This is a genomic window from Kribbella sp. NBC_00482, assembly GCF_036013725.1.
Classification (GTDB): Bacteria; Actinomycetota; Actinomycetes; order Propionibacteriales; family Kribbellaceae; genus Kribbella.
Window position 1 is genome coordinate 6,752,989 of sequence record NZ_CP107881.1, and the last position, 21,201, is coordinate 6,774,189.

Here is a 21,201-nt window from a genome sequence, read left to right on the forward strand (position 1 = left end):
CCGCACCCATTGTCCCTGGTGAACGGCGATTCTCCCGGCCACGACCCACCCTGTCGTCGATCTCCTCCACGGTTGCGGACTAGTCCACCGCTGCGGAGGGCTGCGACCGGCGCAGGAGGTACGTCGTCGGGGCCAGAGCGGACCCTACCGCCAGGATCAGACAAAGTGCGCCGATACCCAGCAGGATGCCCCACGGCACGGTGGTCGGTACGTCGGCCAGACCCGCGTTCATCGCGTGCCGGATCAGTACTCCGACCGTCACCGTGATCACGGTCCCGAGGCTGAGCGCGATCGTGCCGACCAGCGACGACTCCCAGAGCACCATGCGCCGCAGCTGCGCCGGCGTCGCGCCGAGCAACCGCGACGTGACGAACTCGTGGCGGCGCTGCAGACTGCCCATCAGGAGTGTGTTGGCGATCGCAATGGCGCTGTAGAGCGCGGCCGGCCCGAGCAGCATGACGAGCCCGATCCGGTTGCCCTCCCGGACGCCCTTCGCCTGGTCGGCCTCCCAGTCGGTCGCCAACTGTGCTCCGGGAATCCGCTGCACGAGATCCGCGGGCGATACCCCGTCGGCCGGCAGCACAAAGCTGCGCTCGACCTGTGCCTCCGGTGCATGTTGGCGCGCCAGGTCGAGCGGGATCAGGAACGACGGATTCACGCCGAACGCGTCCTTCACGATCGCGACCACCCGAAGCTTCACCGGCGTCCGGTCGGGGAACACCACCGGGATCTCGTCGCCGACGTGGTAGCTCTCGAACCCCGCCATCTCCTTGCTGACAGCAACCGTATTGCCGGTCAGTCCGGTCAGAGATCCGGACCGCACGGTGAGGTCCCGGGTCTGCGACGCGATGGCGGGATCGATCCCCTCGGCGTCCTCGAGCTGCGCGTAGTCGGCCGCGATCCGCACCACCTGAACCGGCAGTCCTGCATCAACGGCCTTCGTACCGGCGCTGTCGACGGGTGCGGCTCCAGTGACGACGATCGGCGCCCGGACCGCGTCGCGGACGGTCGCCGCCGCACTGTCAGCGACAAAGCTGAGACTCAGCACCATGGACCCGGCGATCGCCGAGATGGCGAGGATCGGCGCCGCGAGGGATGCACTCCGTCGCGGCGCGGCGAGCACGTTGCTCCGGGCCAGTCGCCCCGACACCTGCGTCCACGCGACCAGCGGTACCGCCCACACCCGTCCGATCAGCGGTACGACGAGGGGCGCGAGCAACGTCAGCGCGATCACCATCACCATCGGCGTGAACATCGCGAGCGGTACGGCGCCCTCACCGCTCGACGGCCGGATCAGCGTGAGCATGGTGATCGCGCCGGCCAGGAACAGCAGCCCGAACACGACCCGCACCGGCCCGATCCGCGGGGGCTCGAGAGACGCCTCCCGCAGTGCGTCGATGGGCGCGACCTTGCCCGCGCGCCGAGCCGCCGAACGCGCACCGAGCATCGCGACCAGCAGGCCGGCCGCGACGGCGATCGCGAGCGGGACCCACGGCGACGCCGGCTCCAGTTTCACCGGCGCCAGCTCGGTGTACGACGCCTTGCGCAGCAGGAGCGGTGTCGCGAGGTGAGCCGCGAATGCCCCGGTCAGCGATGCGGCGAGCGCGACGGCGACTGCCTCGCCGAGCACCATCCGGCGGATCTGCCGCGGCGTCGCGCCGATCAGCCGCAGCAGCCCGAGCTCCCGCCGGCGGGACGCGACGGCGAACGCGAACGTGCTCGCGATCACGAACATCGTGATGAACCCGCTGATCGTCCCGACCATGCTGAGCACGGTCTGCAAACCGGACACGTCGGCGTCCGACAACGGCACCTTCACGGTCTCAGGCGGCGTACCGTCGCCGCCGAGAGTGGTGACGCCGATGCTCGCGGAGGTCGGCCCGTGGTACGCGACCGTGGCGGCCGTCGCGGTCGCCGCCAGCCCGAGCAGGAACACCCCGACTGCGAGCGCCACGAACGAACCGGCGTACAGCGATCGGTGCCGGCCGACGGTTTGCCGGCTGAGGAAGAACATCATCGCTCCAGGTCGCTCATCGCCGCCGCGATCTGCGCGGGCGTGGCGCGATCGAGGTGGCCGGCGAGCAGCCCGTCGGACAGGAACAGCACGCGTTCGGCGTACGCGGCCGCGACCGGGTCGTGGGTCACCATCACGACGGTCTGGCCCGCGCTGTCGGTTGCCTCGCGCAACAGTCCGAGGATCTGCCGGCTGGTGCCGCTGTCCAGTGCGCCGGTCGGTTCGTCGGCGAAGAACACCGACGGGCGGGTGATCAGCGCCCGCGCGATCGCGACCCGCTGCTGCTGCCCGCCGGACAGCTCGGCGGGCCGCCGCTTCGCTTTCCCTTCCAGTCCGACCTGTTCCAGCACCCGCTGTACGTCGTTCCGCGCCGGGCGGCGACCGGTGAGGCGCAGCGGGAGTGCCACGTTGTCGTACACGGTCAGCGAGGGCAGCAGGTTGTACGCCTGGAACACGAAGCCCATCTCGGCCCGGCGCAGTTTCGTGAGCTCTACCTCGTTCAGTCCGAGGAGGGTGACTCCGTTGAGTACGACGGTCCCTGTGGTCGGATGGTCGAGTCCTGCCGCGCACTGCAGCAGTGTCGACTTGCCGGAGCCGGACGGGCCCATCACAGCCGTGAACGAGCCCCGGGCGAAGTGGTAGGTCACCCCGCGCAGCGCGTCGACCGCTCCGGCCTTGGAACGGTATGTCTTGGTGATGCCGTCCAGTAGCAGCGCAGGCGGCTCGGCCGGTGCGGTGAACGGATAGGTCGGCGCGGTAGCGGTCATGGTTCCAGCAAACCGTCGTACGACGATCTGGACCCTGGCCCACGGGGGAGACCCGCAGTAGCGCGCACGCTACCGCCCAGGGACCAGAGCCCGCCTAGGGTTGGGGCCATGACCGTGTGGGCCGCATTGGCTTCGCCGCGCTACCTGATCTCGTCGTGGCCGTGGCGGAGCTATGCGTACCTGTTGACGTCCGTGCCGATGGGTGTGGTGTCGATCGTGGTGCTGGTCGGGCTGGCGGGACTGAGCGCGGTGCTGAGCCCGATCCTGATCGGGATCGTGATGCTGGCGGCGTTCCCGCTGATCGGCGCGGCGATCGGGAGGGCGGAGCGATGGCGGGCCGGACTGATGCTGCTCGACGGCATCAGCAGTCCGCACGCGAAGCTGCCGGCCGGGCTCACGCTGCGAGCGAGGCTGACGTTCCGGCGCCGCGAGCAGGCGTCGATGCGGGCGCTCGGGTACGGCTTCGTGCTCGGCGTCTTCCTCTGGCCGCTGAGCGCCCTGTTCGCGGGGGTCAGCGCGACCACCCTTCTCACGACCCTCGCGGCACCAGTGATCGCGGACGGCGATCAAATGGGCATGGGTCCGTGGACGATGGACACTGCGCGGGAAGGGCTCTTGTTCCTGGTCCTGTTCGGGCCAGTGTTCTTCGTGGTCAGCTCGTACTTGCTCGGGGTGATCGCCGGCGCGCAGGCCTCGCTCGCGAAGGTGATGCTCGGGCCGCGGCAGGAGGAGCTCCAGCGGAACCTCGCCGAGTTGCGTCGTTCGAGGCTGGACCTGGTCGACGCGTTCGAGACCGAGCGGGTGCGGATCGAGCGGCACCTGCACGACGGCGTACAGCAGCGGCTGGTCGGACTCACCATGACGCTCGGTCTCGCCGAGCTGGACCTCCCGGAAGGTGAGGGCAAGCGTTTGGTGGTCAAGGCGCATGGGGAGGCCGAGGCGGCGCTGGCGGACCTGCGGGCCGCTGTCCGAGGCATTCATCCGCGGGTGCTGGTGGATCACGGGCTGGAGGCCGCCGTACGGGAAGTGGCCGATCGGATGCCGCTCCCGGTGACGTTGCAGCTGTCGATCCCGACGCGGTTGCCGGGTCCGATCGAGGCCGCGGCGTACTTCGTCGTCAGTGAAGCGCTGGCGAACGTCGCCAAGCACGCGCAGGCCTCGACGTGCGAGGTGACCGGCTGGGTCGACAAGGACCGGCTCGTCATCACGGTGCAGGACGACGGCGTCGGCGGCGCGCAGTTGGGTGCCGGGACGGGTCTCACCGGGTTGGTGACGCGGTTGGACGCTTTGGGCGGCAGACTCGACGTCGACAGCCCATCCGGTGGGCCGACGCGATTGAGGATGGAGTGCCCGTGCCGACTCGGCGATTGAGCATCGTGCTGGCGGAAGATTCACTGCTGCTGCGAGAGGGTCTGGCCAGCATTCTGGATCGCGCCGGGCACGAGGTACGGGACGCTGTCGGGGACGGGGATGCTCTGCTGGCTGTCGTCCGCAAGGACCCGCCGGACATGGTGATCACCGACGTACGGATGCCGCCCGGGCACAGCGACGAAGGGCTGCGGGCCGCGGCGGCGATCCGGGCGGAGCTGCCCGAGATCGGGATCCTGGTGCTGTCGCAGTACGTCGCCGATGCCTACCTGTCGACGTTGCTGGAGACAACGACCGGCGGGATCGGGTACCTGTTGAAGGACCGGGTCGGGCACGTGACCGAGTTCCTCGAGTCGCTGGACCGGGTCGCCGACGGCGGGACCGTGGTCGACCCCGAGGTCGTGCGGCAGTTGCTGGCGCGGCGGCGGAACGACGGGCCGCTGTCCGCGCTGACGCCGCGCGAACTGGAGGTGCTCGCGCTGATGGCCGAAGGCCGGGTGAACGGGTCGATCGCGGAGCAGTTGGTGGTGAGTGAGGCCGCCGTACGCAAGCACGTCGGGAATATCTTCGCCAAGCTGCGGTTGGACGAAGGGTTGGACCGGCGCGTTTCCGCAGTGCTGACGTATTTGAGGGGCTAGCGATGGACGAGGCGATTCGGAAGATCCTGGCCGAGTGCGAGACCTGGGCCGTGGTGGGGCTGTCGAACAACACCAGCCGGGCGGCGTACGGGGTGGCGCGGTTCCTGCAGAGTCACGGGAAGCGGATCGTGCCGGTGCATCCGGCGGCGGAGACGGTGCACGGCGAGCAGGGGTACGCGCGGCTCGCGGACATCCCGTTTGCGGTGGACTGCGTGGACGTGTTCGTGCGGTCCGAGCTGGCCGGGGACATCGCCGACCAGGCGGTGGGAATCAACGCGAAAGCGGTCTGGTTCCAGCTCGATGTAGTGGATCAGGACGCCTACGCACGGACGACGGCCGCGGGTCTCACGATGGTGATGGACCACTGCCCGGCGATCGAGTGGGGACGTCTCGGACCGATCTCTTCCGAAGGGCTCTGATGTTCACGATCGACACGTCCACCGGCTTCGGTAAGCGCATCGCACGGCAGCTCGACGACGAGCGGGTGGTCTGGCTGACCACCGTCGCCCCGTCTGGCACGCCGGCGCCCACCCCGGTGTGGTTCCTCTGGCACGACGACGAGATCCTGATCAGCAGCGAGCCGGACAAGGCCAAGCTGCGCAACGTCGCCGGCCATCCGCAGGTCACGGTCAACTTCAACGCCACCCACACCGGGGGAGACGTCGGCGTCATCTCCGGCACGGCGGTGATCGACGCGGACCCGATCAGCGGCGACACGCTGGCGGCGTACAACGCGAAGTACGCCGACGACATCACCGGCCTCGGCATGACCCCGGACCAGTTCCACGCTGCTTACTCGGTCCTGATCCGGATCACCCCGCAGAAACTGCGCGGTTTCTAGTTGAGGTAGCCCTCGACGGTGTCGCTGGAGCGGGCGGCGGCGTCGTCGGGGTTCTCGCCGAACTCGCGCTTGGCGCGGCGCTGGCGGAGCAGGTCCCAGCACTGGTCCAGCTCGACCTCGAGCGCCCGGAGGCGGGCGTGCTCGTCGGCGTCGTTCACCTGTCCCGCCGCGTGCTTGGTCCGCAGCTCGTGCTCCTCGGCCACCAGGTCGTCGATCCGGCTGAAGATGCTCTTGTCGTCGCTCATGCTGAAACGGTACGCCCGTCCGGAAGCGTCGAGCGTGACAGCAGCTCCGTGACGACCAGGATCGCGATCGCCTCGGCTGCGACCAGGCCGACGAGTACGACGAGTTGGAGCGCGGCTGCCTGGGTCGGTGAGGCCCCGCCGAGGACCATGCCCACGAACGCACCCGGCAGGGTGACGAGGCCGACCGTCCGGGTCTGATCGAGGGCCGGCAGCAGGGCGTCACCCGCGACGGGGCCGACCACGAGCTTGAACGCGTCCGGCTGCAGCAGCCCGATCGACAGTCCGGCCTCGAACTCGCCGTACCGGGTGCCGTACTCGCTCAGCACCCGCCGTCCGGCGAGCGTGGTCGCCGTCATCGCGCCGCCGACGATGATCCCGCCCATCGGCAGGATGCTCGCCGGGTTCCGGGGTACGACGCCCGGCAGGATCAGGAGCAGCAGTACGGCGAACGCCCCGCTCCCGATCGCGGCCGCGCAGTACATCCATTGCCGCGGGACGACCACGGTGTGCTGAAGCCGTCGCGTGCTCGTCGCGGTCGCGACCACGAACATCAACAGCACGAACGCGATCGCGCCGAGCGTGTGCTGCAGCGCGACCCCGACCACTGCCCCGACCGCGGCGAGTTGCACGACCGCACGCAGCGCCGCCGTGACGATGCCCTTGTCGTGCCGGAGCCCTGCGTACCGCGAGGCGCCGACCCCGATCGCGATCAGCAACGGCAGGACGACGACGGCCGCCCAGCCGAGTCCGGTGTGGAACGACATCGCGGTTACTTGAAGTCCGCCTCGTCGTACGTCTGCCCGCCGGTCCCGCTCTCGACCTTCGCCGCCTCGTCGGCGCGCAACTCGACCCGCCGGATCTTCCCGGAGATCGTCTTCGGCAGGTCGGAGAACTCGATCCGCCGGATCCGCTTGTACGGCGCCAGGTGCTCGCGGCAGAACGCCAGGATCTCCCCGGCGAGCTCACGCGACGGTTCGTGCCCGGCCGCGAGTACGACGTACGCCTTCGGTACGGCGAGCCGCACCGGATCCGGTGACGGTACGACGGCCGCCTCGGCGACGGCCGGATGCTCGATCAGCACCGACTCCAGCTCGAACGGGGAGATGCGGTAGTCGCTGGCCTTGAACACGTCGTCCGAGCGTCCGACGTACGTGATGTAGCCGTCCTCGTCGCGGCTCGCGACGTCGCCGGTGTGGTAGTACCCGTGCCGCATCACCTCTTCGGTGAGCTCCTGCGCGTCCCGGTACCCGCGCATCAGCGGGACCGGCGCGGGCGCCATTTCGATGCAGATCTCGCCGTCGTCGCCGATCTCGTCGGTGGACGGGTCGATCAGCGCGATGCTGTACCCCGGCAGCGGGCGCCCCATCGAGCCGAGCTTCACCTGCTGGCCGGGCGGGTTCCCGATCTGCGCGGTCGTCTCGGTCTGGCCGTACCCGTCCCGGATCGTGATGCCCCACGCGGTGCGGACCTGCTCGATCACCTCGGGGTTCAACGGTTCCCCGGCCGAGATGCACTCGCGGATCCTGACCTCGACCGCGGACAGGTCCGCCTGGATCAGCATCCGCCACACCGTCGGCGGCGCGCAGAACGTGGTCACGCCGTACTCCTGCAGCACCTGCAGCATCTTCTCGGCGTCGAACCGCGTGTAGTTGTAGAGGAAGACGGTCGCGCCGGCGTTCCAGGGCGCGAACACGTTGCTCCACGAGTGCTTCGCCCAGCCGGGGGAGGAGACGTTGAGGTGTACGTCGCCGGGCTGCAGGCCGATCCAGTACATCGTGGACAGGTGGCCGATCGGGTAGCTCACCTGCGTGTGCTCGACCAGCTTCGGCTGGCTCGTCGTGCCGGAGGTGAAGTAGAGCAGCAGCGAGTCGTCGGCCGCGGTGTCGACCTCGGGCACCGGTCCGTCGTAGTTCTCCGAGTCTGAAAAGGGGAGCCAGCCCTCGGCCGGTGCGCCGACGGCGACGCGGATGCAGTTGTCGGCGATTCCGGCGTACCGGCCGGCGTCGGCGCCGCTGGTGACGACGGCGCGGACGATGCCGCGGGAGATCCGGTCCGCGAGGTCGGCGTCGGTGAGCAGGGTCGTGGCGGGGATCATCACCGCACCGGCGCGGATGCAGCCGAGCATCGTCTCCCACAGCTCGACCTGGTTGCCGAGGACGATCAGGACGCGGTCGCCCGGCTTCAGCCCGGCCTCGGTCAGCCACCCGGCCACCTGGCGGGACCGCTCGCCCATCTCCGCGTACGTCCGCGAATTGACCTCGCCGTCCTCCTCGACGATCGTCAGCGCGGCCACCTCAGGCTGCTCCACGGCGAGCGCGTCGAACCAGTCACGCGCCCAGTTGAACCGCTCGAACGCCGGCCAACTGAAGTCCCGGTACGCCGTCTCGTAGTCGTCCCGATGCGCCACCAGGAAGTCGCGCGCCGTCCGGAACTCCCGGGTGACCTCCGAAGTGCTCTGCTCCGTCGCCATGAGCGCACACTACCCATTCAGCGCGAGGACAGCTCCGGTGACGACGAGTGGCGTGAGGATCAGGCCGCGCCACAGGAACGACCACCAGGAGATGTCCACGCGGGCGGCGTCGCAGCGTGCCCGCCAGAGCAATGTGGCGAGCGAGCCCCACAGGGTGAGCAGGCAACCGCAGTTGACGCCGATGAGGAGGGCGAGCATGCGGTGCGGGCTGTCCGCGGCGACCGGTTCCATGGCGAGGTACGCCGGGAGGTTGTCGAACAGGTTCGCCCCGAGCGCAGCGGTCGCGCTCAAGCGCAGCTCGGAGGTGGTGCCCGCGACCCACCGCAACAGCTCCTCGAGCCCGTGGGAGCTCAGGAACCCGACGACGGTGAACAGCACCACGACCGTGCCGACCAGCTTGAACGGGATCAGCGACCACTTGAGGACGCTGCGCCGCCGTACTGCGAACAGGACGACCAGCACGAGCGCACCGATGCTCGCCGGCCACGCCACCTCGATGCCCGAGACGAACGCCGGGCCGAGCAGCAGGCAGACCCCTGCCGAGCCCCAGAACAGGACCTTGTCCTCGACCGCAGGTGTCGGCGGTACGACGTACCGCCGCGGCAGGTCGCGGTGGAAGAGCGCCGCGAGTACTACGACAGTGATGAGGATCGCCGCGATCGCAGGGCGCCAGCTCACGGACAGGTAGTTGACGTCCAGCTTGCGGAACGGATGCAGGGCGAGGAGGTTCGTGAGGTTGGACACCGGTAACAGGAGAGACGCCGTACCGGCCAGCCAGACGGTGGTGAACGCGAACAGCTTCGGCGGGATGTCCAGTTGGCGGGCCATGGACAGCACCACAGGTGTCAGCAGCACCGCGCAGGTGTCCAGAGACAGCACGATGGTGAGGCCCGTGGCCAGCGCGACCACCAGTAGCCAGAGACGCCAGACCCGGCCGCGGGCGAGGTGCGCGGCTTCCCGCGCCGCGACGTCGAACACCTTGGCCTGGTCGGCCAGCTCGGCGATGACAGTCACTGCGACAAGGAACACCAGCACCGGCGCGATCCGCTCGACCAAATTCGGGTCCTCTCCAGTAAGTGTTTGAGTACGCTGTCTAGGTGCCGGACCAGTATGACCACGAGCCTCCGGACGGCTATCCGGCGGAGTACGAGGCCGATGTCGTCCTGCGGGACGGCGCGACCGCGCACTTGCGGCCGATCACGCCGGACGATGCCGCGCTCCTGGTGGCGTTCTACGCCCGGGTGTCCGAGCAGTCGAAGTACTACCGCTTCTTCGCCCCGTACCCAGAACTGTCCGACCGCGATGTGGCGAGGTTCACGCAGGTCGACTACCACGCGCGGCTGGCACTGATCGTCACGGTCGGTGACGAGATGATCGGCGTCGGACGTTATGAAGGCACCAGCCGGAGTACGGCGGAAGTCGCGTTCCTGATCGAGGACGCGCACCAGGGCCGCGGACTGGGGCAGTTGCTGCTCGAGCACCTGGCGCAGGCGGCCCGGGAGAACGGCATCCACCGGTTCGTCGCCGAGGTGCTGCCGGACAACCGGAAGATGATCACGGTCTTCACCGAGGCCGGGTACAAGGTCGCCCGGGAGTTCGAGGACGGCGTGATCATGGTCGAGTTCGACATCGCGCCGACCGACACGTCGTTCGGGGTGATGCAGGCCCGCGAGCAGCGCTCCGAGGCGTTGTCGATCGCCCGGTTGCTGACCCCGTCCTCGGTCGCCGTCATCGGTGCGAGTCGCCGCGAGGGCACGATCGGCAACGCGCTGCTGCGCAACCTCCGCGACGGCGGGTTCCCCGGCCGGCTGTACGCCGTGAACACCGACACGAAAGCGTCCGAGATCGAGGGCGTCCCGGCGTACCCGACGATCCGGGAGGTCGAGGACACCGTCGACCTCGCGGTGGTCGCGGTCAAGGCGGACATGGTCGCGGACGTCGTCCTGGACTGCGCGGCGAAGGGTGTGCGCGGGCTGGTCGTGGTCTCGAGCGGGTTCGCCGAGATCGGTGACGAGGGGCGCAAGCGGCAGCGGTACCTGGTGGGTCTCGCGCGGTCGTACGGCATGCGGGTGATCGGGCCGAACGCGCTGGGGCTGATCAACACCGCGAGCGGGGTCTCGCTGAACGCGACGCTGTCACCGCTGATGCCGAGCAAGGGCCGGGTCGCGTTCTTCTGCCAGTCCGGAGCGCTCGGCGTGCCGATCCTCGCCGACATGGTCGGACGTGGTCTCGGGCTGTCGAGCTTCGTGTCGGCGGGCAACCGCGCGGATGTCTCGGGCAACGACCTGATGCAGTACTGGTACTCCGACGAGGCCACCGAGGTCGTCCTGCTGTACCTGGAGTCGCTCGGCAACCCGCGCAAGTTCAGCCGGGTGTCGCGACGGCTGGCGGGGCGGAAACCGGTGATCGCGCTGAAGTCCGGACGCGCCACCCAAGGCGTGCCGGTCGGACAGCTCGTACGGCGCAGCCATTTGCCGCCGGAAAGCATCGAGTCGATGTTCCGTCAGAGCGGCCTGATCCGTGTGGACACCACCGGCGAGCTGTTCGACGTCGCGCAGCTGCTCGCGCACCAGCCGCTGCCGAAGGGCCGCCGGGTCGCGATCGTCTCGAACTCGGACGCCCTGACGCTGCTTGCGCTCGACACGATGGCGGGCTGCGGCCTGGACGTCGCGGGCGAGCCGCGGAACCTGAGCGCGGACGCGACCGCGTCGGACTTCGGTCTCGCACTGTCCGAGGTGTTCGCCGACGACAAGGTGCACTCGGTCGTGGTGATCTACACACCGCCGGTGCAGTCGAACGGCGGCGAGGTCGCGCAGGTGCTCGCCGCGGCGGCCGCGGGCTCGGACAAGCCGGTGGTGTCGACGTTCCTCGCGTCCCGGAGCGTGCCCGCCGAACTGCAGGTACCGGACGAGGACGGCGGTGCCGCGCGCGGCTCGATCCCGTCGTTCCTCAATCCGCAGTACGCCGTCGGCGCGCTGGCGAAGGCGACGCAGTACGCCGAGTGGCGGCGCCGGTCGGACAGCCGGATCCCGGATCTGCCGGAGATCGACACCGGCGGGGGCGAGGACTTCGTCGCGGAGTTCCTGCAGCGGCACCCGTCCGGCGCGGACCTCGACGAGGCCGATCGGCAGCGGCTGCTGACCTTCTACGGGATCTCGGTGCTGCCGGCGTTCCCGGTGCTGTCCGCGGACGAGGCCGTCGACCGGGCCGCGGACCTCGGGTTCGAGGTGATCCTGAAGGCGACCGCGGAACAGTGGCGGATGCGGCCGGACCTCGCTGACATCTGGATGCACATCCACGACGAGGAGGACATGCGGGCGGCCTGGGCGGAGATGACCCACACGTTCGGGGTCGCGTCCGATCCGGGGCGGGCGCAGTTCGTCGTACAGAAGATGGCGCCGCCCGGCGTACCGGTGGTGATCTCGACGATCGAGGACGTGTCGTTCGGTCCGGTGGTGACGTTCGGGCTGTCCGGCGTCGCGACGGATCTGCTGGGGGACCGCTCGTACCGGATGCCGCCGCTCACCACCCGCGACGCGGCCGAGATGGTGCGCGAGGTGAAGGCCGCGCCGCTGCTGTACGGCTACCGCGGCTCGGACCCCGTGGACATCCCCGCGATCGAGGACCTCCTGCACCGGGTGTCCCGCCTGACCCTCGACCTCGAGGAGGTCGTCCGCCTGGACCTCCGCTCGGTCCTGGTCTCCGCCCAGGGCGCCACCGTCCTGGACACCAGAATCCGCATCGCACCGAACGAGAAGCCCCGCCAGGACACCCCGGCCCGACGACTTACCTGACGTAGATACTGTTCTCGCGGTCGAGAAGCTTGGCGTCGACCAGGCCTCGGCGGAGGGCGGCGTGGTCGGCGTGCCAGCGGTTGAGGATCTCGTTGACCTCGGCCTCGGGGTACGGGCGCCCTGCCTCGAAGCTCTGCACGATGTACTCGAGCACGATCTGGTACTTGTCCGGGAACGTCGGGAAGTGGGTCAGCCGCCCGTCGCGGATGAACGACCTCAGCACGTTGTCCCGCGCAGGATCGGGATCCAGCGGAACCCGCTCCGGCCGGCTCTCCCGCACGGCGTCCTTGAACGCGGCCTCGTCCGCAGTGAACCCGTCCCGGCTCGCCGCGATCAGCCCGCCCTTGGTCAGCCGCTGCAGCGCCTTCACCACGACCGGCGCGGGGAGTCCGGTGCTCCCGGCAACCTGGTCGGGAGTGGAGGCGCCGAGGACGATGGCGGAGTACGTCCGCAACCTCGACGGTTCGGCCAGCAGACCACAGACCTGATCGGCGTTCATGCCTTCACGCTAACGCTCACCGCAACCGGATTAGGCCCTGTCCTAGGATCGTCGGCATGCAGCCTGGACCGCGTAACGCGATCACCGATGTCCCTGGAATCCTGGTCGGACAGGTCGAGCGCGTCGACCCGCCGTACCTGACCGGAACGACGGTCGTGCACGTGCCGGGAACCGCCGTCGGCGGGGTCGACGTCCGCGGTGGCGCACCCGGCACCCGTGAGACCGACCTGCTCGCGCCGGTGAACTCGAACGGCGGCGTGAACGCGATCGTCCTGACCGGAGGCAGCGCGTTCGGGCTCGACACCGCGGGCAGCGTGATGCGCTGGCTGGAGGACCGCGGTGAGGGCGTCCGCGTCGGCCAGGGCGAGTACGACGTGGTGCCGATCGTCCCGGCCGCCGTGATCTTCGATCTCGCCCGCGGCGGCGACTTCAAGGCCCGGCCGGAGCCGTCCTGGGGAGCGGACGCGATCGCCGCCGCCACCGACGGTCCGGTTGCCCTGGGCAACCATGGAGCCGGGGCCGGCGCCCGGGCCCGCTCGCTGAAGGGCGGCGTCGGATCGGCGAGCGTCCGGCTCGACGACGGCACGACGGTCGGCGCGCTGGTCGTCGTGAACGCAGCCGGCTCCACGGTCGATGCCGACGGCAACCTGTACGGCGCCCGCCTCGGGCTCGGCGGCGAGTTCGCGCACCTGCGGACCCCGGTCGAGCCGCCGCCGCCCGCCGCGCCCGGCCGCAACCTCATCCCAGGCCCGTCGATGAACACGGTCATCGCGATCGTCGCCACCGACGTACCGCTGGACAAGGCCGCGACGCAACGGATGGCGATGGTCGCGCACGACGGGCTGGCGCGGGCGATCGACCCGATCCACACCCTGGTCGACGGCGACAGCATCTTCGCGCTCTCGACCCGGACGTCGGACGAGCCGCGGCTGAGCGTGACCGATCCGATGGCGATCGGCCAGCTGGAGTCCGTGTACGCCGCCGGCGCGCGAACACTGTCGCGGGCGATCGTGCACGCGATGCTGAACGCCGAGTCGGTGCAGACCCCGGCCGGGACGATCCCGAGCTACCGGGACGCCTACCCGTCAGCGTTCCAGACCGACTGACGTACGACTGGAGTCGTACGCCGGACGGGTCTAAAGACGACGGCAAGACCGGTCCGCGGGCCGACGCTCGCGGGCGGTGATCGCGACAGGCTCTGGGCATGAACTTTCAAAGTCCCCAGTCGCAGGTCGTGTTGAGTGGGCACGGCCTGGTGAAGCACTACGGCAGCGTGGTCGGCCTGGCCGGTGTGGACGTCGCCGTCCGCTCCGGCGAGGCGATCGCGGTCATGGGCCCGAGCGGCAACGGCAAGACCACCCTCCTGCACGTACTCGCCGGCATCCTCACGCCGGACCAGGGCGAGGTGTGGCTGGGCGGTGAACGCGTCGACCAGCTCAACGACGCCGCCCGGACGGTACTGCGTCGTCGCCGGCTTGGCTTCGTGTTCCAGGACAACCAACTGCTCGCCGAGCTGCCTGCCGACGAGAACGTTGCCCTGCCGTTGATGGTTGACGGTCTGAGCCGGCGCGAGGCGATCGGGCGGGCGCGCACGACGCTCGCCCAGGTTGGGCTGGCCGCCGAGGTTGGCCGTCGCCCGGGTGAGCTGTCCGGCGGTCAGGCGCAGCGCGTGGCCATCGCGCGGGCGCTGGTCGGCGAGCCGCAGGTGGTGTTCGCGGACGAGCCGACCGGCGCGCTGGACGCCACCACCGGCTCACAGGTCATCGACCTGCTGGTAGGTGCCGCGACCTACCGCGGCGCCGCAGTAGTCGTCGTCACCCACGACAACGCCGTTGCCGCCCGCTGCCACCGCGCCCTCCACATCGTCGACGGCCGAGTCAGCGACGCCATGGGAGCCGTGCGATGAACCCGATGACTGAGCTCGGTCTGCGGTTTGTACGGCGCCCCGGGCCGGGCGGACGTGCCGCGAACCTGGCCGCGTTCGGTGCGACCGCAGTGGTCGCACTGCTGGTGACGTTTCTGATTGCCGGCTCGCTCGGGTTGTCGCAGCGGTCGGAGCGGATCGGGTGGCGGAGTGCGGACAAGGCCGATCCGGCGACGGCGATCGGCGCGTTGAACCTGGACGACGACCAGCGTGTCGACGGCCACCGCCTGAGTGTTCTCGACCTCGCGGTCCTCCGCCCCAACGAGCTCGCACCACCGCCTGGCCTCGACCACGCACCCAAGCCCGGCGAGGTCTTCGTCTCGCCCGAGGTCGCCAAACGCTGGTCCAGCCTCGCCAAGCAGTACGGCGTCGAGAAGCCGACCGGTGTGATCACCGACAAGGGCCTGTCCTCGCCGGAAGAGTTCATCATCATCCGTGGCGTCCAGACGATCCCTGCCGACCAGCACCCGCAGTACGTGAGCAGCTGGAACGAGAAGGTCTGGGACAGCCGCATGCTCGCTCTGCTCATCGCAGTGGCGTTCGGCATCATCCTGGTGCTGTTCCCGATCCTGAGCCTCGTCGGACAAGCTGCTGGTGTCGCAGCCAAGCGCCGCGAGCACCGACTGGCAGCCCTACGTCTCGCCGGTGCCACCCGGACTCAGGTGCTCTGGCTGAGCACAGTAGAACAAGCCGTGCTCGCCGCGGCCGGTGCAGTCGTCGGTCTGGTCGGCTACACCGTTCTGAGTCCGCTGATCGCGCAGATCCCACTCGGCGGCGGACGCTGGTACGTCGGTGACATCACGGTCCAATGGTGGACAGTCCTCGTCGTACTGGCCGCCGTACCTGTTCTGTCTGTCACCAGTGCGCTCATCGGCCTCGGACGCGTCAGCATCACCCCGCTGGGCGTCGTACGCGGTCAAACGCGCAAGGGCCTCAGTGTGCTCCGCATCGGGATGCTGGTCATCGGTCCGGTGATGCTGGCGTACTTCGGGATGAAGGCGGCTGTGCTGCCGTTGCTGATCGCGGTCGGCTTCGCGGCCCTCGCCGTACGCGTGGTCGGGCCGTGGGCTGTCCAACTGGTCGGCAAGGCGATGGCGAAGGCAGCAAACGGACCTGTGACATTGCTGGCCGGTCGACGCCTGGTAGACGATCCAAAAGGCGCTTTCCGACCTGTGGCGGCGCTGGTGCTGTCCGGCTTCGTTACGGGGTTCATTTCGGTGTTCATGCCCTCTGGTGACGACGTCCCGAGCTTCAACGACATGCGGATCGGTGTCGCGTTGCTGCTCTCGCTGGTCTTCCTGACCGTGGCTGCCTCGACCGCTGCGGGAGCAGTGGGTACGGCGCTGGACCAAGCAGCTCCTGCACGCGCGCTACGGCGGTCCGGAGTGCCGCTGTCGGTGATCGAGCGAGCGGCTCGGGTGGCGGCCGTCGTACCGGTCGTCGGTGTCGGCCTGCCTGTTGTCGGGTTCGGTGCGCTGTGCGGGCTGGCGTTGAGCGGCGGAAAGATGATCACCCAGGGGAGTTCCGGCGTACTGCTGCTGCTCGGGCAGGTCGTCGCGGGGCTCGTCCTGGTCACCGTCGCGGGCACTGCCGGCGCACCGGTCCTGCGGAAGGCAAGTGCGAACTGATCGCGGTTGTCCACAAGGGTGAAACGGTCCGGGGCACGATCGTGCGAGGATGTGGGCATGCGTGACCTGAATACACCGGAGCTCGCGGACGCGTCGGCGGACCTGCGCGACGCGATCGATCGGTGCGGCTATTACCCCGACGTGGTGACCGACTCGCTCGAGGTGGCGATCGCCGGCGAACCGATCCGGGCCTACGTGCTGCAGCACGAGCCGACGTTCGACCGCGACGAGGTCCGGCGGCACATCACGATCCTGGCGCTGACCCCGACCCGGCTGATCGTCGGCCACACCGACGAGCACGCCGCCGACGAACTGATCCGCGCGCCGTACGCGTCCACCTCGACCGAGGCGATCCCGCTGCACCGGGTGAACGCCGTCGTCGTGAACCGCGTCGTACCGAACCCGGCGGGCTACGCCACCGGCAAGGCCGACCCGGCGGTGGCGGGCAGCGGCGAAGTGGTGCTGACCATCGGCTGGGGAATGGTGAACCGCATCGACCTCGAGCCGGCTGTCTGCGCGGACCCGAACTGCGAGGCCGACCACGGGTACACCGGCTCGATCGCGGCCGATGACATCTCGCTGCGGATCAGCGCCGCGGCCGACGGGCCGGCCGGGATCCAGCAGGTGCTCGAGTTCGCGAAGGCACTCTCGTTCGCGACCACCAGCAGGTAGCGCCGTGATCCAGCCGGTTTCGCCGCAGTACGGCGGCGGCGCGCTCGCCGACGTCCTGCCATCAGTCGCCGGCGCGCTGTCGGTGCCGGGGGAGACCAACCTCCTCGGCCTGCCGCCCGCCTCCCGGTACGCCGTGCTCCTGCTGGACGGACTCGGCTGGAAGCTGCTCCAGCGGTACGGCGATGCCGCGCCGTACATGTCGTCGCTGATCCCGAAGAGCCGCAGTCTGACCGCCGGAGTGCCGTCGACGACTGCGGTCAGCCTCACGAGCCTCGGCACGGGTCTGCCTCCGGGTGCGCACGGCATCGTCGGCTACACGTCGCTCGTGCCGGAAACCGGTGCACTGCTGAACGCACTGTCCTGGGACGCGCCGGTCGACCCGCGACGCTGGCAGCCGCACGGGACCGTGTTCGAGCGGGTGGCGGCCGCAGGTGTTGCCACGCGCAACGTGAGCAAGGCGCGGTTCGACACGTCAGGTCTGACGGCGGCCGCGTTTCGGGGGAGCGCGCACCGTGGTGCCGACACTGTCGAAGACCGTCTGGACGCAACCCGTTTCGCGAGTCGTGAAGGGCAGTCGTCACTGGTCTACGTGTACGACTCGCAGCTCGACTACATCGGCCACCAGCAAGGCTGCGACTCCTGGCAGTGGCAGAAGGAACTGGGCGCGGCCGACACGTTCGCCCAACAGGTCCGCTCGGCGCTGCCGCGTGACGCCGTTCTGCTCGTCGTCGCCGACCACGGCATGATCGACGTCGCCCCCGAGCACCGCGTGGACCTGGACACCGAGCCCGCACTGACCGAAGGGCTGACCCTCATCGGTGGGGAGTCGCGTTTCCGTCACTTGTACTGCGTTCCCGGCGCCGAGGCCGACGTACTCGCCGTCTACCGGGAACGGCTGGGAGACAAGGCCCTGGTGCTGACCCGCTCCGAGGCGATCGCGCGTGGCTGGTTCGGTCCGGTCGTCGAGGACCGGGTGTCACCGCGCCTCGGGGACATCGTCGTCGCGGCGCTCGGTCCGCTCGCACTGGTGGCCAGCCGACGCCACGCGCAGGAGGCCGATCTGATCGGTCTCCACGGCTCACTCACTCCGGACGAGATGGAGATCCCCCTGCTCGTCGACGCAGGGAGCTAGAAGCTCCAGACGTCCCAGAAGAAGCTGGTGGTGGCGGTCTTCGCTTCGCCGTCGCGGGCGGTGACAGTCACCTTGAACCGGCCGGCGCCGGGCGCCAGCACGCCGGTGATCCAGCCGCGCTCGGCGTCGATGGTGAGGCCGGGCGGCAGACCGCTCGCCGAGTAGCTGATGTCGCCGGTGCCGCCAGTGCCCTTCAAGAGCAGGGGAACCGCCGGGATGCCGCCGACGCCGAGCTGCTCGGACGGCTGAGTGACCGAGATCGCGCCCTGCGGCTGCGCGGAGGCGGCGCCGACCGCCTCGGCCGCGTCGACGAGCCCTTCGCCGTAGTACGAGTTGTTCCCCGCCGAGCCGGAGCACTCACCGGAGGCCGCGGGCGGGCACGCGAGGTCGTTGGCCTGCTGGGCGAGCCGGGCGCGGACCTGGGCCGGGTTCAGCTTCGGGTCGGCGCTGCGGAGCAGGGCCGCGACGCCGGCGACGTGCGGCGACGCCATCGACGTACCGTCGAGGAGCTTGTAGCCACCGCCCGGCACCGTCGAGTACACGGCCTGGCCCGGTGCGGCGAGGCTGATCTTGCCCTCACCGAAGTTCGAGAACGGCGACTTCGCGCTGGTCGGGCCCACCGACGCGACCACGACGACGTTCGGTAGCTCGGTCGGCAGGCTGATGCAGTCGTTCGTGACGGTCCGGTCGGCCGGGGTCGAGTCGTCCGGGCTGGAGGGGTCCTCGGTCTTGTTGGCCAGGTCGTCGTTCTCGTTGCCGGCCGCGGCGATGTTCACCACACCCTTGCTGTCCGAGTACGCGACGGACCGGCGGACCGCTTCGGCGATCGCGTCCTGGTCCTTGTCGGTCGGGCAGTTGTACAACCAAGGGTCGACGTAGTAGCTGTTGTTCGTCACCGAGACGCCCTTGTCGGCGGCGAACATGAACGCGCAGACCGTGTTCTCCGGGAAGAACAGTTGGCTCCCGGCCTCGGCGACCCGGATCGACGACACCTTCACGCCCGGCGCGACCCCGACCATCCCGATGCCGTTCTTCGCGCCGGCGATCGTGCCCGCGACATGGGTACCGTGCTCGCCGACCGGCCGCCACGCGCCGGGCCGGACGTCGGCCTTGCCGTACGCGCAGGACGCCGACTTCGCCGCGTCGAAGTTCGCCTTGAGGTCCGGGTGCAGGTCGTCGACGCCGGTGTCGAGGACTCCGACGGTGACGGTCTTCGAGCCCGGGTTCTTCGCCCAGGCGCGGTCCGCGCCGATCTGGGTCATGTCCGCGCGGTCGCTCTCCGGCTGCGTCGTCGGGGTCTCCGGGACCGCCGGCGGGATGGCCGGGTTCCCGACCGCCGCGGGCAGGTCGGAGGTGCGGGTCGCGCCGGCCTTCTGCACGCCCTCGACGCCGCGCAACTTGTCCGCGAAGTCGGCGGCCGTCGAGTGCGCCACGATCACCCCGATCGCGTCGTACGTCGCATAGACCGTGCCGCCGTTCTGCGTGATCGCACCGGTCACCTTGCCGGTCTGGTTCGGCGCGGTGATCACGAAGTACGCGCGCAGTCCCGCCTCGGACCGGGCCGGCGCCGCACCGGCCGGAAGGGTGGCGGTGGCGACGACCAGGAAGGCCGCGAGGACGAGGAACAGAGCTTTGCGCACAATCCATTCAAGCTGAACGGAGGCTCAGAACCCAACCCACCGCTCCGACACACCCCGACGTGCGCCCCGGACCTTTGACTTGGCAGGATGTTCGCCCGTGGCGGAGCTCCTGTATTTCACCGGGACCATGGACTGCGGCAAGTCGACACTCGCGCTGCAGATGGATCACAACCACAAGGCACGCGGGAGGCTCGGAAGGATCTTCACCAGCCACGACCGGGCGGGGGAGTCGGTGCTCTCGTCGCGGCTCGGGCTGTCCGCGGAGGCGGTCGAGGTACGCACGGAGTTCGACTTCTGGGACTACGTCGTGAACGAGCTGACGGCGGGCGGCCGGATCGACTACGTGGTCTGCGACGAGGCGCAGTTCTACAGCCCGCTGCAGATCGAGCAGCTCGCGCGGCTGACCGACGAGCTGCAGATCGACGTGTTCTGCTTCGGCATCCTGACCGACTTCCGGGCGACGCTGTTCCCGGGGTCGGCGCGGCTGGTGGAGCTCGCGGACCGGATGGAACTGCTCCAGGTCGAGGCGTTGTGCTGGTGCGGTGAACGGGCCACGCACAACGCCCGTACGATCGGTGGGGAGATGGTGACCGAGGGCGAGCAGCTGGTGGTGGGCGACATCGTGTCGCTGGACCACGAGATCGCGTACGAGGTCCTCTGCCGCCGGCACCACCGCCGCCGTCTCACCCAGGCCCGCGCCCGCGCCACCCTGTCACCCGAAGTCCTGCCGTTCGGAGGAGCTGCGTCATGAGTCCGTTGATCACCGTTGACGACCTGCGGGCGCTGGCCGCCGCTCCGGTGCTGGTCGACGTCACCTGGAACCTGGCCGGCCCGCCCGGCAAGGAGGCGTACGACGCCGGCCACCTGCCCGGGGCGTACTTCGTCGACCTCGACACCGAGCTCGCCGCCGCTCCCGGTCCCGGCCGCCACCCATTGCCCGCCGCAACCACTGTGACGGACACGTTCCGCCGGCTCGGCGTCAGCTCCGCCGACACCCCGGTGGTGGTGTACGACGCTGCGAACTCGATGTCCGCGGCCCGCGCCTGGTGGGTGTTCAGGTACTTCGGGCTGACCGACGTCCGCGTCCTCGACGGCGGACTGGCCGCATGGAAGGCCGCCGGGGGAGAGGCCACCGTGGAGGCACCGGCTGATGGTGCAGGTACCTTCACCGCGACGCCCGGCCACCTGCCCGTGCTCGACGCCGACGGTGCTGCTGCGGTGGCGGCGAAGGGCATCCTGCTGGACGCACGGGCACCGGAGCGGTTCGCGGGCGAGGTCGAGCCGATGGATCCGGTCGCCGGCCACATCCCCGGGGCTGTCAACGCCCCGACGACCGCGAACGTCGACGAGACCGGCCGCTTCCTCCCGCCCGCCGATCTCCAGGCCCGTTTCACCGCACTCGGCGTCAGCCCGTCGACCGAAACCGCAGTCTACTGCGGCTCGGGTGTAACCGCCGCCCACGAAGCCCTCGCCCTGGAATCCGCCGGCCTCCCCGCCACCGTCTACATCGGCAGCTGGTCCGAATACATCACCGACCCCACCCGCCCAGTAGCCACCGGCAAGGACTGA

At 69.7% G+C, this 21,201-nt stretch carries 20 protein-coding genes; 12 read left to right on the top strand and 8 right to left on the bottom strand.

Annotated elements, in window-relative coordinates; translation table 11 throughout:
* Positions 1–79: 79 nt before the first annotated feature.
* Together OHB24_RS32720 and OHB24_RS32725 are read right to left on the bottom strand one after the other, a co-directional pair.
* A complete protein-coding gene (locus OHB24_RS32720; protein ID WP_327634734.1) occupies positions 80–2,014 on the bottom strand; it encodes an FtsX-like permease family protein in 1,935 nt (644 codons plus the stop codon).
* Positions 2,014–2,781, bottom strand: a complete 768-nt coding sequence (locus tag OHB24_RS32725; RefSeq protein WP_327634735.1) for an ABC transporter ATP-binding protein — start codon at positions 2,779–2,781, stop codon at positions 2,014–2,016. Before OHB24_RS32725 ends, OHB24_RS32720 begins: the two co-directional genes overlap by 1 nt.
* Before the next feature lie 108 nt (positions 2,782–2,889).
* Between OHB24_RS32725 and OHB24_RS32730 the strand changes: the two genes are divergently transcribed.
* From OHB24_RS32730 to OHB24_RS32745, 4 genes are read left to right on the top strand one after another with little or no spacing between them, the layout of a single operon-like run.
* Positions 2,890–4,152: a sensor histidine kinase gene (locus OHB24_RS32730; protein WP_327634736.1), complete on the top strand. Its 1,263-nt coding sequence runs from the start codon at positions 2,890–2,892 to the stop codon at positions 4,150–4,152.
* Positions 4,134–4,787 (top strand): response regulator transcription factor, encoded by a 654-nt coding sequence (locus OHB24_RS32735; protein ID WP_327634737.1) that lies wholly within the window; start codon positions 4,134–4,136, stop codon positions 4,785–4,787. Before OHB24_RS32730 ends, OHB24_RS32735 begins: the two co-directional genes overlap by 19 nt.
* A 2-nt stretch (positions 4,788–4,789) precedes the next feature.
* Complete coding sequence (locus OHB24_RS32740; RefSeq protein WP_327634738.1) at positions 4,790–5,206, top strand: CoA-binding protein; 417 nt, start codon at positions 4,790–4,792, stop codon at positions 5,204–5,206.
* On the top strand, positions 5,206–5,628 hold the full coding sequence (locus tag OHB24_RS32745; RefSeq protein WP_327634739.1) for a TIGR03667 family PPOX class F420-dependent oxidoreductase: 423 nt from the start codon (positions 5,206–5,208) through the stop codon (positions 5,626–5,628). Before OHB24_RS32740 ends, OHB24_RS32745 begins: the two co-directional genes overlap by 1 nt.
* On the opposite strand, the gene OHB24_RS32750 is transcribed toward OHB24_RS32745, so the two are convergent.
* From OHB24_RS32750 to OHB24_RS32765, 4 genes are read right to left on the bottom strand one after another with little or no spacing between them, the layout of a single operon-like run.
* Positions 5,625–5,873, bottom strand: coding sequence for a DUF2630 family protein (locus tag OHB24_RS32750; protein ID WP_327634740.1), 249 nt, complete (start codon positions 5,871–5,873; stop codon positions 5,625–5,627). The genes OHB24_RS32745 and OHB24_RS32750 overlap by 4 nt on opposite strands.
* Positions 5,870–6,637, bottom strand: coding sequence for an ABC transporter permease (locus OHB24_RS32755; protein ID WP_327634741.1), 768 nt, complete (start codon positions 6,635–6,637; stop codon positions 5,870–5,872). The genes OHB24_RS32750 and OHB24_RS32755 overlap by 4 nt, the downstream gene beginning before the upstream one ends.
* Before the next feature lie 5 nt (positions 6,638–6,642).
* A complete protein-coding gene (locus tag OHB24_RS32760; RefSeq protein ID WP_327634742.1) occupies positions 6,643–8,343 on the bottom strand; it encodes an AMP-binding protein in 1,701 nt (566 codons plus the stop codon).
* 9 nt (positions 8,344–8,352) lie between these two features.
* Complete coding sequence (locus OHB24_RS32765; protein ID WP_327634743.1) at positions 8,353–9,399, bottom strand: SLC13 family permease; 1,047 nt, start codon at positions 9,397–9,399, stop codon at positions 8,353–8,355.
* A 41-nt stretch (positions 9,400–9,440) separates the two neighbouring features.
* Here OHB24_RS32765 and OHB24_RS32770 point away from each other — a divergent pair, with 41 nt between their 5' ends.
* A complete protein-coding gene (locus tag OHB24_RS32770; protein ID WP_327634744.1) occupies positions 9,441–12,137 on the top strand; it encodes a bifunctional acetate--CoA ligase family protein/GNAT family N-acetyltransferase in 2,697 nt (898 codons plus the stop codon).
* Here the strand turns inward: OHB24_RS32770 and OHB24_RS32775 are convergent.
* On the bottom strand, positions 12,130–12,636 hold the full coding sequence (locus OHB24_RS32775) for a DUF2087 domain-containing protein (protein ID WP_327634746.1): 507 nt from the start codon (positions 12,634–12,636) through the stop codon (positions 12,130–12,132). The genes OHB24_RS32770 and OHB24_RS32775 overlap by 8 nt on opposite strands.
* Positions 12,637–12,692: 56 nt before the next feature.
* Here OHB24_RS32775 and OHB24_RS32780 point away from each other — a divergent pair, with 56 nt between their 5' ends.
* From OHB24_RS32780 to OHB24_RS32800, 5 genes are all read left to right on the top strand, one after another.
* Positions 12,693–13,742 carry a P1 family peptidase gene (locus OHB24_RS32780; protein ID WP_327634748.1) on the top strand — a complete coding sequence of 350 codons (1,050 nt, stop codon included), beginning with the start codon at positions 12,693–12,695 and terminating at the stop codon, positions 13,740–13,742.
* A 98-nt stretch (positions 13,743–13,840) separates the two neighbouring features.
* Positions 13,841–14,542: an ABC transporter ATP-binding protein gene (locus OHB24_RS32785; RefSeq protein WP_327634750.1), complete on the top strand. Its 702-nt coding sequence runs from the start codon at positions 13,841–13,843 to the stop codon at positions 14,540–14,542.
* Positions 14,539–16,188: an FtsX-like permease family protein gene (locus OHB24_RS32790; protein WP_327634751.1), complete on the top strand. Its 1,650-nt coding sequence runs from the start codon at positions 14,539–14,541 to the stop codon at positions 16,186–16,188. Before OHB24_RS32785 ends, OHB24_RS32790 begins: the two co-directional genes overlap by 4 nt.
* 57 nt (positions 16,189–16,245) lie before the next feature.
* The gene (locus OHB24_RS32795; protein ID WP_327634752.1) at positions 16,246–16,860 is read left to right on the top strand and encodes a DUF5998 family protein; all 615 of its coding nucleotides are present in this window, start codon (positions 16,246–16,248) and stop codon (positions 16,858–16,860) included.
* Positions 16,861–16,864: 4 nt separating this feature from the next.
* The gene (locus OHB24_RS32800) at positions 16,865–17,992 is read left to right on the top strand and encodes an alkaline phosphatase family protein (RefSeq protein WP_327634753.1); all 1,128 of its coding nucleotides are present in this window, start codon (positions 16,865–16,867) and stop codon (positions 17,990–17,992) included.
* Here the strand turns inward: OHB24_RS32800 and OHB24_RS32805 are convergent.
* Positions 17,989–19,632, bottom strand: coding sequence for a S8 family peptidase (locus OHB24_RS32805; RefSeq protein ID WP_327634754.1), 1,644 nt, complete (start codon positions 19,630–19,632; stop codon positions 17,989–17,991). The two genes, OHB24_RS32800 and OHB24_RS32805, sit on opposite strands and share 4 nt — an antisense overlap.
* 97 nt (positions 19,633–19,729) lie before the next feature.
* Here OHB24_RS32805 and OHB24_RS32810 point away from each other — a divergent pair, with 97 nt between their 5' ends.
* Positions 19,730–20,383 (top strand): thymidine kinase, encoded by a 654-nt coding sequence (locus tag OHB24_RS32810; RefSeq protein ID WP_327634756.1) that lies wholly within the window; start codon positions 19,730–19,732, stop codon positions 20,381–20,383.
* Positions 20,380–21,201 (top strand): sulfurtransferase, encoded by an 822-nt coding sequence (locus tag OHB24_RS32815; protein WP_327634758.1) that lies wholly within the window; start codon positions 20,380–20,382, stop codon positions 21,199–21,201. The genes OHB24_RS32810 and OHB24_RS32815 overlap by 4 nt, the downstream gene beginning before the upstream one ends.

What these genes read in the sequence shown, in the direction of transcription:
- OHB24_RS32720 (WP_327634734.1), bottom strand. Translation starts at nt 2,014, where the DNA reads ATGTTCTTCCTCAGCCGGCAAACCGTCGGCCGGCACCGATCGCTGTAC.
- OHB24_RS32725 (WP_327634735.1), bottom strand. Translation starts at nt 2,781, where the DNA reads ATGACCGCTACCGCGCCGACCTATCCGTTCACCGCACCGGCCGAGCCG.
- OHB24_RS32730 (WP_327634736.1), top strand. Translation starts at nt 2,890, where the DNA reads ATGACCGTGTGGGCCGCATTGGCTTCGCCGCGCTACCTGATCTCGTCG.
- OHB24_RS32740 (WP_327634738.1), top strand. Translation starts at nt 4,790, where the DNA reads ATGGACGAGGCGATTCGGAAGATCCTGGCCGAGTGCGAGACCTGGGCC.
- OHB24_RS32745 (WP_327634739.1), top strand. Translation starts at nt 5,206, where the DNA reads ATGTTCACGATCGACACGTCCACCGGCTTCGGTAAGCGCATCGCACGG.
- OHB24_RS32750 (WP_327634740.1), bottom strand. Translation starts at nt 5,873, where the DNA reads ATGAGCGACGACAAGAGCATCTTCAGCCGGATCGACGACCTGGTGGCC.
- OHB24_RS32755 (WP_327634741.1), bottom strand. Translation starts at nt 6,637, where the DNA reads ATGTCGTTCCACACCGGACTCGGCTGGGCGGCCGTCGTCGTCCTGCCG.
- OHB24_RS32760 (WP_327634742.1), bottom strand. Translation starts at nt 8,343, where the DNA reads ATGGCGACGGAGCAGAGCACTTCGGAGGTCACCCGGGAGTTCCGGACG.
- OHB24_RS32775 (WP_327634746.1), bottom strand. Translation starts at nt 12,636, where the DNA reads ATGAACGCCGATCAGGTCTGTGGTCTGCTGGCCGAACCGTCGAGGTTG.
- OHB24_RS32780 (WP_327634748.1), top strand. Translation starts at nt 12,693, where the DNA reads ATGCAGCCTGGACCGCGTAACGCGATCACCGATGTCCCTGGAATCCTG.
- OHB24_RS32785 (WP_327634750.1), top strand. Translation starts at nt 13,841, where the DNA reads ATGAACTTTCAAAGTCCCCAGTCGCAGGTCGTGTTGAGTGGGCACGGC.
- OHB24_RS32790 (WP_327634751.1), top strand. Translation starts at nt 14,539, where the DNA reads ATGAACCCGATGACTGAGCTCGGTCTGCGGTTTGTACGGCGCCCCGGG.
- OHB24_RS32795 (WP_327634752.1), top strand. Translation starts at nt 16,246, where the DNA reads ATGCGTGACCTGAATACACCGGAGCTCGCGGACGCGTCGGCGGACCTG.
- OHB24_RS32815 (WP_327634758.1), top strand. Translation starts at nt 20,380, where the DNA reads ATGAGTCCGTTGATCACCGTTGACGACCTGCGGGCGCTGGCCGCCGCT.